This window comes from Hyalangium versicolor (genome assembly GCF_020103695.1).
Taxonomy (GTDB): Bacteria; Myxococcota; Myxococcia; order Myxococcales; family Myxococcaceae; genus Hyalangium; species Hyalangium versicolor.
The window spans coordinates 26517-39332 of the sequence record NZ_JAHXBF010000047.1; the positions used below are offsets into that span (position 1 = coordinate 26517).

10 protein-coding genes and 2 pseudogenes are annotated in these 12816 nt (G+C 65.3%); 3 read left to right on the forward strand and 9 right to left on the reverse strand.

The window, feature by feature from the left end:
- Position 1: 1 nt before the first annotated feature.
- Positions 2–1174 (reverse strand): hypothetical protein, encoded by a 1173-nt coding sequence (locus KY501_RS50065; RefSeq protein WP_224372648.1) that lies wholly within the window; start codon positions 1172–1174, stop codon positions 2–4.
- Positions 1175–1310: 136 nt separating this feature from the next.
- Positions 1311–4613: a protein kinase domain-containing protein gene (locus KY501_RS50070; RefSeq protein WP_224372649.1), complete on the reverse strand. Its 3303-nt coding sequence runs from the start codon at positions 4611–4613 to the stop codon at positions 1311–1313.
- 263 nt (positions 4614–4876) lie between these two features.
- Between KY501_RS50070 and KY501_RS50075 the strand changes: the two genes are divergently transcribed.
- On the forward strand, positions 4877–8275 hold the full coding sequence (locus KY501_RS50075) for an Ig-like domain-containing protein (RefSeq protein WP_224372650.1): 3399 nt from the start codon (positions 4877–4879) through the stop codon (positions 8273–8275).
- Between the two features lie 86 nt (positions 8276–8361).
- Here the strand turns inward: KY501_RS50075 and KY501_RS50080 are convergent, their stop codons facing one another.
- From KY501_RS50080 to KY501_RS53555, 7 genes and pseudogenes are all read right to left on the reverse strand, one after another.
- Positions 8362–8679 carry a hypothetical protein gene (locus KY501_RS50080; protein WP_224372651.1) on the reverse strand — a complete coding sequence of 106 codons (318 nt, stop codon included), beginning with the start codon at positions 8677–8679 and terminating at the stop codon, positions 8362–8364.
- Positions 8680–9078 carry a hypothetical protein gene (locus KY501_RS50085; protein WP_224372652.1) on the reverse strand — a complete coding sequence of 133 codons (399 nt, stop codon included), beginning with the start codon at positions 9076–9078 and terminating at the stop codon, positions 8680–8682.
- A gap of 456 nt (positions 9079–9534) precedes the next feature.
- Positions 9535–9747: pseudogene (locus KY501_RS54650) on the reverse strand (hypothetical protein); the annotation flags it as partial.
- 30 nt (positions 9748–9777) lie between these two features.
- Positions 9778–9927 (reverse strand): hypothetical protein, encoded by a 150-nt coding sequence (locus KY501_RS50090; RefSeq protein WP_224372653.1) that lies wholly within the window; start codon positions 9925–9927, stop codon positions 9778–9780.
- Positions 9928–9997: 70 nt separating this feature from the next.
- Positions 9998–10756 carry a DUF5953 family protein gene (locus KY501_RS50095; RefSeq protein ID WP_224372654.1) on the reverse strand — a complete coding sequence of 253 codons (759 nt, stop codon included), beginning with the start codon at positions 10754–10756 and terminating at the stop codon, positions 9998–10000.
- Position 10757: 1 nt separating this feature from the next.
- A complete protein-coding gene (locus KY501_RS50100) occupies positions 10758–11660 on the reverse strand; it encodes a DUF6310 domain-containing protein (protein ID WP_224372655.1) in 903 nt (300 codons plus the stop codon).
- 98 nt (positions 11661–11758) lie between these two features.
- Positions 11759–11890 carry a hypothetical protein gene (locus KY501_RS53555; RefSeq protein ID WP_255637502.1) on the reverse strand — a complete coding sequence of 44 codons (132 nt, stop codon included), beginning with the start codon at positions 11888–11890 and terminating at the stop codon, positions 11759–11761.
- Between the two features lie 10 nt (positions 11891–11900).
- On the opposite strand from KY501_RS53555, the pseudogene KY501_RS50105 reads away from it, so the two are divergent.
- Positions 11901–12212: pseudogene (locus tag KY501_RS50105) on the forward strand (tyrosine-type recombinase/integrase); the annotation flags it as partial.
- Between the two features lie 310 nt (positions 12213–12522).
- Positions 12523–12804, forward strand: a complete 282-nt coding sequence (locus KY501_RS50110; RefSeq protein ID WP_224372657.1) for a hypothetical protein — start codon at positions 12523–12525, stop codon at positions 12802–12804.
- The last annotated feature ends 12 nt before the right edge of the window (positions 12805–12816 follow it).

Below are 12816 nucleotides of genomic sequence, written 5' to 3' on the forward strand. Positions count from 1 at the left end.
TTCAGCGCGGCTTTTGAGCCGCACGGGCGGAAGCCTCCTCGGAGGCGGAGGCAAGCCTCACCCGCTGACCGTCGAGGGCCAGCGCCAGGTGTGCATCCTGGGCCCTGGGGTCATCCGCATCGGCCCCATGGTGGAACTCGGCCGTTACCTCCAGCAGCAGCACGGTGAGCTTCCGGTTCTTGGAGGTCCACCACGCCTGCTGGAAGCTCACGCCATTGCCGCCAAACGGCCAGTACCGGGAGTTCAGCACGCAGAAGCCCTTGGGCGCCGGAGCCAGGAACGCCACCACGGCGTCATTGCCCGTGAGTCCCACAGCTTCGACTTCCTTGCCCCCCACGGTGAGCAGCTTGCGAAAGGCCACCTGGCCCCGGCTGTCCTTGTCCCAAAATGAGTAGAGCTGGGAGGCCGCGTCACTCGGAATCCACTGGCCGGGTGAAAGGCTCGAATCCTCGCCCAGGGGATCTGATTCGAGCGAGCCCATCGGCTTGTTGCCGGTCTTGGGACAAGTGGGAGTGCCCTGTGCGGCGGCGGGAGTGCCCTTGGGAACGGGCCTTGGACTGAACTGGCCTGCAGCGTCGAGGAGCAACGGCTCGCCCGCCCCCAACAGTGCCAAGGTGCCGGGTTGCGGATCAAACGCCAGGCCCGTGCTGTTCGCCTCGAACGCCTTCCAGACGTGTTGGCCGTGGGTGCCCAGCACCAGCGCACGAACATTGGGGTGCTCCTCACCGGAGCGAGGGTTGGAGGCTTCGATGAGGAACATGCCGCACTGGCTGTCCTTGGAGCGCCACATGGAGACGAGCACGAGCCGGCCGAAGTGCTCGGAGGGGGAAGAAATCCAGGTGTTGAGTACACAGAAGCCTTCCTGGACCCGCTTCAGGAGCACCACGGCCACTCGCGCGCCAGGGTCTTCGGACTCGATGAAGCCTCGGATCTCCAAGGCCTCCTTCGCCACGGTGAGCTGGTCCTTGAAGGCGGGATGAAACGTGGAGAGCGGATTCTCCGGCTGGCCCACCGTATCGAAGGCATCCGAGGCCACCCAGGCACCGGGCTTGAGTGCCGCAGGCACCTCCGAGAGGGGGGCCTCGGTCGTCTGAGGACAGGTGGGAGTTGCCAGGGCGGCGAGCGGAGCCAGAAGCCCCAAGGCGAGTACGAGGCGGGCGAGAAACGGCTTCATGGGGTATCGGCTCATGCTCCTGCCCGATGACTGGGCGGGGGCTCTTGGACTGCGGCGAACCCGCGCATTCTGGAGGGCAGGCGAGGCGGATGCAACGCAGGCGCTCACCATCGCCGCCGTTCCCCAGAGGACGCGCTCAGGACCCGTTCTTGAGCAGGAACAGCGCCCAGCCAGTATCGATAAATCGCGTCGACTCCTCGGGCGTTCCCTCGAGGTAGCGCAAGCGATTCACACGCAGCTCATCCAGGGGCCCACCGGCATTTCGGGCGTCCTCCCGGGCCAGCAATACCCAGGCAATGTCCGTCAAGCTGACCGTTCGCTCCTTGAAGCCCCCCTTCCCGCCGTCAATCCGAATGCCCCCCTTGGGAGCTCTCCCCACGACGCGGCACCCCTTTCCATCGCGCTCAAGGAACGTGCCGGAAGGGTGATCACCCAGAAACCGGTCAACCCAGGCTTCTGCCCGGGCCTCAGCCTCAGCGGACAAACTTTTGGAACTGGATCGTCCATGGCCCAGCTCACGCCAGGTCGCGTGGTCCACTGGCTCCGGAAGAAGCCAGCAGGTCTCGTCCTCACTCCAGCGCGCCACACCCCAATAGCGCCACGCCCGCTGCGGCTCATGGCTCGTGAGCACGAAGGCGGTCTCGGCCGGACGCCGGTCCCCGATGATGTATCCGATCCGGTCCGGTGCCAGGAGGGGCCCTTTGCTCGAAGGGCAGAGGAACAGGAGTCCGCCGTGCCGCCCTGTCGTCGGCACGCCGTGGACACCGAAAGCTTCCATCATCGCCTCGGGTGCCAGTTGTGCTCCACGCGTGGGCCCGATGCGCTCCGGCGGAATGATCTCGACGAGGAGCGCAACAGGGATGGCTGGCCACCGGATGAAGGCGCCCCCCCTGCGTATCAGCCACTCATCCTTGTTGCGAACAGCCAGCGCGTAATCCTCATCGGAGCTGAGCCGTTTGACGAGCCCCACGTCGCCTTGTACGGGCTCCACATCTCCCTCCGCCATGCGGCGCAGGACAAGCCAGTCCCCCTCTCGCAGGGGCTGCCTGGCCTTTTCGAGTTCCCAGGGTGCACGCATGGCCAACAGCCGCTCTCCCTGCTCCTCGAGAGGCAAACGGATCCACTCAGCTCCAGGAGCGTCCTCGAGCGGGTTTGCGCCAGCCGCGGCCTCAGCGGCCACTCGCAAAGAGGGAAAAGCCACCACTGCCTTCAAGCGCGACTGGGGCGATCCTTCCTGCGGGATGGGCGCCACTTTCCATCCACCTGCTTCCGAGGTGAAGCGAACACGGAACGCCGTTCCCGGATGGCCGGCGCGCGGCCCGAACCAGCGCCGCAGAAGCCCGGGAAGCCGATTGCTGTCCGTGCCCACCGGTTTCGCGACGTTGCAGTACTCCTTCATCATCCGGAACTGCCACATCCCTCCATCGGGAACCTGGACGGTCAGTTCACCGAAGGGCAACCCTGGCATCGCTGTGCGGGAGGGAAGCTTGAGGATGGGATCGTGTTGGTTCCAGGTGACCTTGACCTCGAACGCCGTGCCCGTGGGAAGCAGGGACGGAGGGACAGCGGAGGGCGGAACGGACCGATGCGCTTCCTCGAGTGCACTGCAGAACTTCGACGCGTTGGGATACCTCTTCCCATGGGCCCGGGAGACAGCGCGTTGGATGACCTTCCGCACCTCCGGATTACAGGGCAACCGGCTGATGAGCTTCTTCTTCTCGGTGTCCTGAATCACATCGAGGGAGAATTCCCGCCCGTACAACCCGAAGAGGACTGTCATCCCCAAGCCATACACGTCCGCTCGGGCCCCCGCGTCCTGCGGACGATCCATGAGTTCGGGGGCAGCATAGAGAAAGGTCCCCAGCGCTCCCGTCTTTGTTCCCCCCGTCGTGTCGAGCCCTCCCACGAGATCGAAATCCGTGAGGCGAGGGGTTCCTTTCTCGTCCAGCAGGATGTTCGCGGGCTTGATGTCTCTGTGAACAAAGTTCCTCTTGTGAGCCAGAGCCAAGGCATCCCCAACCTGGAGCACGAGTGGAATGACAGCCTCGCTCGGGAACTTTCCACTCAGCACGGCCGCTCGGAAATCTCCCCCCGAGATGAACTCCATGACGAAGTAGTAGAAGCCGCCATCCTGGCCTTGGGGTTCGAGCACCTTCACGATGGCCGGGTGCGCGAGCTCCGACATGACACGAGCCCCGCGGAAGAACCGCTCCCGCCGCATTGGATCGCGAGACAGATCCGAGTGAAGCACTTTGATGGCGACGGGCTGGTCCATCAGCTCGTCGTGCGCCTCCCAGACGGTGGCAAACCCTCCCCGGCCCACCCGGCGAAGCAACAGGTACCGCCCATCTCCCAGGGAGTCACCCTCTCTCAGCTGGCCGCCCTCTCGCAGTTGCCGGCGAAGCCCGAGGATTTCCTGATCGAGGGCGGTCGTGTCCGCGCCGACGGCCTGGAGCCGGACCTTGCGCTGACGGGCCTCGGCGATCTGCTCACTGAGCTTCCGGCTGGCTTCATCCGCGTACTCCGGAAGAGCGTTCCGGCGCACGCCCCTGGGCTCGACAGGCCTGGTCCTCAGCAGCGCCAGAGCAAACGCCGCAGCCGTGTGGCAGGCATACTGAGTCCAGGCAGGATCCCGTTTGAGCCCGACCAGATCACTGATCCCCCGGATGGAGAGCGTGGGCACTGACCGCCCATAGGTAGCCCGATAGGCCCCCGCCGATTCCATTTCGACGGCGAGGATCTGGCGAGCCATCTTCATCCACACCTTCAGGATCTCCATGTCCTTGATGAGGCGATCGCTCGAGGCGATGGCGCCGACGGTCACCAACGGCTCCGCCCGTCCTGCATGGCGACTGAGAGATTGGCGGACCTTGCCTCGCCATTCTTCATCCCCATAGAGCCAGTCGCCGGACTGCAGCGACTCCAGGGTGAGAACGGCAGGCCGTGGGGCCTCGATCGACTCCGCTGTCCCCCAATTGCCGAGTTCCGCCCTCTGCGCTGGGAAATTGGCAACCACCACGGCTGCTGCCTTGGCGACAGGGCCCCCGGCCAAGGCAAATTTCGACTCCCTGTCGTGGAGGACAGCCTCGACGTTGAAGTCATGGATCCAGGTCGAGACAACCACGTCTCCGAGGCCGAACTCGTCAGAAGGCACGCCTCCCGCGATGCCGACCACAAGCAGCCACTGGGGATTCAAGTCCTCCAGGAGATCATGCGCCGCGGATTGAGCCTCGCCGTTTCCCTGTTCGATGCAGCGCAAGACGGCGACGAGATAGGAGGCGCCCCCGGTAAGCTCGACCCGCCGGAGATTGTACTGGCGCTGGCCACTGACACGCCCTGCCTCTGGAAAGCGCTGGAGTACCGCCTCGAATTCATCCTCACGGATCGTGATGATGCCGAAGTCGACCTTCCCTTTGACCTCCGTCAGATGCACCGCCATCTCCCACTCGGTTCGTGGACAGTAGCATATGCTCGGTGTCGGGCTCCGGATGCGTCTCGCGATGTTGAATGGGGTTTACGGCGAGTCCATGCCGTACCGCGACCCGCCCACCGCCGCTCCCGCCCGCTGGGCGCTGCGCCACAACGAGGGAGTTGGGCCTACCGGAAGCTCCCGCATTATTTTTTGCGCATCATTTTCCGCTGCGGTGACTCCCTCCCCTACGACCTGGACATCCGGAAGCCCGGACGTCCGAGAGGAGAGTCATGCACAACGTCCGCTGTACCTGTCTGGCCTTGACGCTGGCCAGCCTGCTCTATTCCTGCGCGCCGATGACGGAGGAGCCAGAGTCCATCTCGCTCGCCCATCAGTCCCAGGCTGCCTCCTCCGCGACAGGCTCCATGGCTGTCGCCCGCGCCTTGCCGCTGCTCACGCGCCTGACGGATGGCCGCGTGCTCGCCATCGGAGGGTTCTCCTCCGTGGCAGGAATCCTCTCCTCGTGCGAGCTGTACGATCCCACCATGGGGACCTGGGCGCCCACCGGGGCGATGAGCGTTCCCCGGGAGTACCACTCGGCGCACCTGCTGGCGGATGGCCGCGTCCTCGCCGTGGGTGGCTACACCTTCACCACGAAGCACGCCTCCGCCGAGATCTACGATCCCGCCACCGGCACTTGGACTGCTACCGGGAGCATGGAGCAGCCTCGCTACAAGCAGGTGGGTGTGACGCTCACGGATGGGCGCGTGCTGGTCGCCTCGGGCTTCAACGTGGACCCCAACGCCGATCTGCTCACCGCCGAGGTCTTCGATCCCGCCACTGGCACCTGGAGTGCGACCGGTCCCCTGCTGGCGAAGGTGAAGCGGTTGGTGCGGCTCCCGGACGGCCGGGTGCTGGGACTCGCGCCGGGAGTGAACTCGCAGATCTACTCCCCGGCGACCAACACTTGGACGGCCGCTGATCCGATGCCCTCGGGCCAGGGGGCGCAGTTCGCCCTGGCGCTCGCCGATGGCCGGGTGCTCGTCGCGGGTGGAGAGAACCAGGCGCTGCGCAATGCGTCGCTCTACTCGCCCTCCACCGGACTGTGGACGACCACCGGCAGCATGCTGAAGGGGCGTTACGAGCCAGGCGCCATCCTGCTCGGGGACGGCACGGTGCTCATGGCGGGAGGCAGCGATGGGTCCAACATCCTCAGCTCGGTGGAGCGCTACTCGCCGGACACCGGCACCTGGAGCGCCGAGTCCGCGCTGATCGAGACGCGCACCAGCCCCGGAGTGGCGCTGCTGTCAGGGCAGGAGGTCCTCGTGGTGGGTGGGCGGAACACCGCCTCTGGCAGCTGGGCCCAGTTGGCCACCAGCGAGCGCTACGCGGTGTCCGCCTGCATGCCCAAGACCTGCCAGGATCTGGGGGCGGCGTGCGGCACCCTCTCGGATGGCTGCGGCATGGCACTCGACTGTGGCACCTGCGGCACCGGGCTCTCGTGCTCCACCGCGCACCAGTGCTTGGACGTGACGGAGCCCACGGCGGCCATCCTCTCGCCGCAGACGGGCACCATCGTCGGCGCCACGGTGACCGTGCGCTATGGCGGCTGGGATGCGGTGGGCGTGCAGAAGGTGGAACTGTACCGGGACGGCACGCTCGTGGGCTCGGGAACGGGACCAGGCCCTCACACATACTCGTGGAACGCCCAGAACACGGGAGAGCTCCCCCTGACGCGGACGCTGCAGGCGAAGGCCTACGACACCGCGGGTAACGTCGGCACCAGCAGTCCGGTGACCGTCACCAGCATCGGTTCCTTCGCCAGGTATGACTCGGGCCTCAAGGTGCCCCGCTGCCCGGTGACGGCGGACTGCAACTCCGCCTCCCTCTTGAACGGGCGCGCCAACCTGGGCCCTGAGACGAACCAGCCCAACACCCTGGGCGGAACGTGCGCGGACGGCACGTCCGGCACCTACCACGTGCAGGAGTCCCTGGATTCGCTGCGCGTGTACACGCTGGACGGCACGGCGTTCGCGCCCGGAAAGACGGTGCGCATCGAGGCCACCGTGTTCGCCACGGCATCCATCGGACGGCTCGAGTTGTTCTCGGCAGTTGATGCCACCGCGCCCGCCTGGACGTGGATCACCACGCTCACCACCTCGGGTAGCTCCGGCACGCGCGTGCTCACCACCGACTTCACCCTGCCGAGCGGCGGGCTGCAGGCGATCCGCGGCCGGTTCTACCCCAGCAGCTTCGACAGCACGCCCCTGGCGTGTGCCACGAGCTTCTATGTCGACCACGACGATCTGGTGTTCGGCGTGCAGGAGGGACCCGATGTCACCGCCCCCACCACCACCATCACCAGCCCAGCGGAGGGGGCCACGCTGACGTCGTCCGTGACGGTGAGCGCCTCGGCCTCGGATGCGATCGGGGTGACGCGCGTGGAGTTCTACCTGGACGGCTCCACGTTGTTGGGGACGGACTCGGTACCGCCTTTCGCGGTGACGTGGAACGCGAAGACCGCCGCGGAGGGGAGCCACACGCTCACCAGCCGGGCCTATGACGCGGCGGGCAACGTGAGCACCTCCGCTCCCGTGTCCGTCAACGTGGTCCGCGATGTCACGGCTCCTGTCGTGACGTTCGACGCTCCCTCCAACGGGGCGACCCTCTCCGGGACGACGACGCTTCAGGTCACCGCGAGCGACAACTTCGGTGTCACCCAGGTGGACTTCTACGCGGGCTCCAAGTGGTTGGGGAACACGTACATGCCGCCCTACAGCCTCTTCTGGAGCACCGGCGGCGAGGCCAACGGGGCATACGTGCTCACGGCCACCGCTCGCGACGCTGCGGGCAACACGAGCAGCGCCACCATCAATGTCATCGTCTCCAATGACACGACGGCCCCCACGGTGGCCCTCACCACTCCGACAGCAGGAGCAACGATCTCCGGGACGGTGACGCTCCAAGCCTCCGCAAGCGATAACGTGGCGGTGAGCCGCGTGGACTTCTACGACGGCACGCGGCTGATCGCCTCGAAGACGACCGCGCCCTACGCGCTGGCGTGGAATACGACGAGCGTGGCCGACGGGCTCCACAGCCTGACGGCCAAGGCCTATGACGCCGCGGGCAATGCCGCCACGAGCAGCGCCGTGACCGTGACGGTGCGCAACGTCGTGGTGGGTTCCACGGCCATCTACGACAGCGCGTATCGGACGCCGCGCTGCGCGTCACTGGGGTCTTCGTGTGATTCGGGCACACTGCTGAACGGGCGCGCCGGCCTGGGGCCCGAGTCCAACGCGCCCAACACGCTGGGGAGTTCGTGCGCGGACGGGTATGGCGGCACCTACCACGTCGACGAGTCCCTGGATCGGCTGCGCATCTCGACGCTCGACGGAACGAGCCTCGCGCCCGGGAAGACGGTGCGCATCGAAGCCACCGTGTATGCGTGGAGCGGGTTCTCGGACATGTTGGACCTCTACTACGCCGCGAACGCCAACAGCCCGTCGTGGACATTCATTGGCACGCTGACAGCGCCCGCCGGTGGAGTGCAGGTGCTGTCCACCACGTACACGCTGCCCGTGGGTAGCATCCAGGCCATCCGCGGCAACTTCCGTTACAGTGGCAGCGCGTCGCCGTGCTCCACCGGCGGCTTCGACGACCGCGACGACCTCGTGTTCGCCACGCAGTAGCGCCGTGTTCGGGTGCCCGGACCCAATGACCGGGTTGGGGCGAGCCCGCGGTGACCTCCCGCGCGGCCGCCTCGACCCCTGTCGAGTCAGAAATGCTCGCGGGCTTGAGCGAGAGTGTATTCCTTATAGGTGTGGACTACTGGCCCCGTCTTCTCGACCAGCCAGGCGGGTGCGCCCTGGGGCAGGTAGAACTCCTCCTGGAAGGGGGAGAGGCCCAAGTGGAGCAGGTACTCCTTGAGCATGTCGAAGGTGAAACGGTCCCTGATGCGGCGAACCTGATACCGCTCCAGGTTCTCGAAGGGAAAGGGCTCGCCGGATTGGCCGAAGACCCAGCGGCCACCATCGTTCATGGCATAAAGGGTGCGGAGATAGTTGAGCCAGTCCGTCTGCCTCGAGCCGTACACCTACAGCGCGACGATTCCGTATCGACCCTTATCCTTGCGAAGAGTGTGAGGCGCTACGCCCACGCGCATGCCTCGGCACCCCAGCGTCCGGGCCATGTACAACATGACGCTGACTGCATCGGTCCCCCGATACCCATTATCGAAGTACGCCGTCCAGGTGCTGCGTGTGGGAATGAAGAGGTACCGCCGCTTCTCCCCACCCGTCAGGGGTAGCAGGGTGGAGAGAACCTGTTCCAGGGAGCCCATCACCGGGCGGGTGTTCACGGTGACGCCATCTGCTGCCACCAACCCTCCCTGCCATGACGCGAAGGCACGGGCAGCGCGCTCCGTATCCATCTCCAGGAAGCCCATGTCCGAAGTAACAGGCGCCCAGCGGTCCTCCAGAAGCAGTCCCTTCATGGTCTCGGTCATCTGGTGAGCCTCACCCACCAGCGGACAATCAGGAGGATGATCTCCGCGTTCGGATCGTTGGAGGTGATACGCGACTGGTGAGCGGCGACCTTTATAGTCGAACTGCAGATCCGGCCGGTTGACTCCAACGCGCTGGCTGTTGTCCAGCTTGAGCTGTTGCTGGTTCACCCGGATGTTCGTGGCACCTATGCCCTGCAGATATTGGATGTCCGCCTGGAGCTGCGCATTCTGGGTGGAACTGGGACTGATAGGCCGCTGCAGCGGCTTGACACCAGGAACTGCTGGCCTGGCTGCGACATCCTGAGGTAGGCACAGGCCAGCAGCTACCGGTGGCGTCGGGTTGTGGCCACCGAGCGCCTGGACCAGGCCCGGCGATGGCGCGGGCGAGCTCGGCGCCGCAGCGGGCGCTGCTGGAACAGGGACGGGCTCTGGGGCAGATGTTGCTGGCTGCCGCGTCGAGATGGAGGCGTTCAGCGGCGCCGCGCTCGTAAGTTCCAGGTCAACCTGGGACTCGGGGACGAGCACCGGCAGCGCTACCCCCTCGCAGTAGAGAAGGTAGCCTCCGGTGGTAATACCGAAGCCCACGGCCGTCACTCGCAGGTCGACGAAATCCCGATGGGCTCGAGGGTCAGCCAGTGGCTGAGAGGCCCGAGGCAACTGGACGCCGCGTTGGCGCAGTTGCTCTGCCTACAGGGAAGAGGGCACCTCGAAGTCGACATCGACAGGACCGCCCTGCTGATGCCACTCGCGCTTCGTGCGGCTCGGCTCGGCTTCGGCTCGCGCGGCAGCTCCCAGGAAGAGCGCGAGCAGAAGGGCCAATCTGGCGGGCACGATCAAAGGTGGGTGACCTCCTGGATTTGCACCCTACCATCGCCAGCACCCGCGCAGCGCGGCCCGAGCCGAGCGGTCACGGAGAGTCGCGCCCGCCGATCGCCGGGAAGCGTTCATACGCCCGTTTGAGCGCGTCCAGGTGGGCGGGGTTGTCGAGATCGAGCGGCGCATCGGTGAGCTGCACGACCCACCCCCCCGATACCGTGCGCCGCGCTCGCGTGAGCAGTTCGGCGTCGCGAGCAGGATCCGGGAACCCGATGGCTCGTGCAGAAGCAGCCGACCAATAGTTCAGCCAGCCGAGGTAATGCGGAATCTCAGGCACGGGGATGTCCCATGAGAGTTTGAGAGAGGGTAACCCTTTGGGCGGAATATGAGGCTCATCCCCTGGGTGGCGAAACTGCTGCGCCACTATCTCGGCCACACTATCTGCCAGCACGCGCCCCCAGATCGCGCGAGCGCCCTCCGCTACGGCTTCTAGCGCATCCGCTGCCGCCGCAATGCTCGTTTCATCCTGTGGCAGCCTCGCATGGACTTCAAAGTGTGGCGTCATGTCTACGGCAAGACCTCTCGCGTTCTCCCACCCGGTAAGCGTCACGAGGCGGTTCTCGTCGTCATTGCAGAGGAAGGGTAACCCGTTGTCGGTCCTGTCTGCCGCGACCCACTCGTCGCGGTGAGGCAATGGAATGAGGTCGTCTTTTTCAGAAGTCGTCCACGCCAGCCGCAAGCCGGGAACCGCGCGCTCCATTCCATGGACGATGGCAAGAGTGCGCCCATCGCCGCCCACAAGGGCAGGCGCGTAGACGGTAAGGCGCAAGGATTTTTGCGTGGCTGCCATCTTAGCACCAATTCATGACGACAACTTTTAGGTTGGGGTCTAGTTTGAGCAATACGGCTTTGTGAGCAGGGCTTCGCACGCCAACGATAAAGTTATATCCACACTCTTTAGCAAGCCTGTCCTCGCGTTGCAGTTCCGGTAACTTCACTTTAGCAAGAAAATCCTGGGACCGAGGCGAGTGTATATCGAAATTATCCGTCTTGATGTCCCATAGAGTCCGCGTAACAAGCACCAGCGCATCGAATTGCTTGCCATTAACGAGCACATCCCAGCCGGGGAAGCTGTTCTGCGGAATGAGGTCGGCGCAGTCGTCGTGCGGGGCATTGCCGCCCGCGTGCGGAACCGGAACGGGCCTGCATTCCGGGCGCTCGGTGGGATCGGATGGTATGGGCGGGAGCACATCCGGCCCCAAGCCCTTCGGCTTTGGCTCTTTCTGCGCCACGGGTTCCTTCGCGGGCCGTGTCTGAGTCTTGGGCTTCGCGCGCTCGCGGGATGCGTTCCGCTGATAAGCATCAATCCCCTCTTGGATGGCGACTGCGACCACCACCGCGCCAACAACAATCACTGCACCGACGACGATCTCGGGCGCGGCGAAGATACAGAGGGCGACGACTGCGGGAGCCGTTGCATCCGCTTGGGCGACGGCGCATTTCTTTGTCACATCCCGGAACCTCATCCTGTCGCGATCTAGAGCGTAAAAGCATCTCTCCGCCAGGATAGGCCATTCGTTGGAGGCTTCGCGCACGACACACTGCCCATCATCCGTCCAGGGGTACAGCGCCGCACGCTGAAGATTGGCGAGTCTCGGGCTCGGATCCTCGATCTCGCCCGGGGTCGGCTCCATCGTGGCGCAGGCCGAGAGTAGGAGTAAGAGCAGGGGGGCGATGCACGTTCGGTGAGGCATGGCCACGTTCTTTCAATCACGCGCGGGAATTGACACCTGGGGTTGAGTCTCAACCATAGAGGACTCGCGGTGAAGGCCCTTGGAGCCCCGTTGCGCTGCTAGCGATACACCTTTCCGCCCCAGATGAACGCGCCCCCGACGAGCGGCACGCTGTAGGCCGCGACGTGCCCGGTGGGCAGCAGATACGCGACGAGCAGCGCGTTTTCCCAATCCCCCGAGTGCCCCTTCATCCAGTCGGGATCCAGCGTGCGGCCCGTTCAGATCCTCGACGATCACCTGCTACCGTTCTTCGGAGACATGGCGCTCGAAAGCATCGGCCCCGCTGAGATCGAAGACTTCAAGGCGGCGATGCGTAAGAAGCGGTCGGCGGCTCGCGCCCGGAAAGAAGCCCCTACACCGGCAGCCCTTCGGAAGCGCGTCGACGTCCTGCCGAAGCCCCTGAGCCTCAAGACGATCAACAACGTGCTGTCGGCTTTGAGCAAGCTGCTGAACCTCGCTGAAGAGCAGAAGGTCATCCAGCAGGCCCCGCGCGTGAAGCTCATTCAGGAACTCATGGGGCACGCGACGATCGAGATGACCGAGCGCTACGCCCACCTGCGCCCCGACACCCGGCGAGAGGCGGTCGGTGTTCTCGACCTGCCTCTTGCGCCGGCACGCAACACTGACGCAACACGGATGGAAGGAGCTGCTAACCACCCGTGATCACGCCGTAAAAATGTGGAGGCGGCGGGAATCGAACCCGCCGCCTCCAGCGCGGGTCTGCTGTAGCTTGCTCTCATAGGCCCCGATCCCACAAGCAGGCAGGGGCTCCACGGGGGCCCGTGGGAGGCGGACGGTAGCGTGTGCCCTTCTGAGCATTTCCGTGGATCGCATCGCCTGGCTCTACACGCTTCTCAACCCCATCGGGCGGCTCGCCGCCGTGCGAGCGGGGCTCCAGCGGCTCCTGCAGAAAGGGGACGCAGAGAGCATCAAGGAGGCGTGCGATTTTGCGCAAGAGTTCATCTTGCAGCTCGAAAATACAATCGTCGAAGGGGGGTTCTTGCAGGAGACCTACCGCTTTGACTCCACCCTCGTCGAGACCATGCCCGCCTTCACGCCGGAGGAGGAGAGTCTCGGCCGGAGCGGTGACTTCGCGGACGCCTGAGCACCGGGGCCC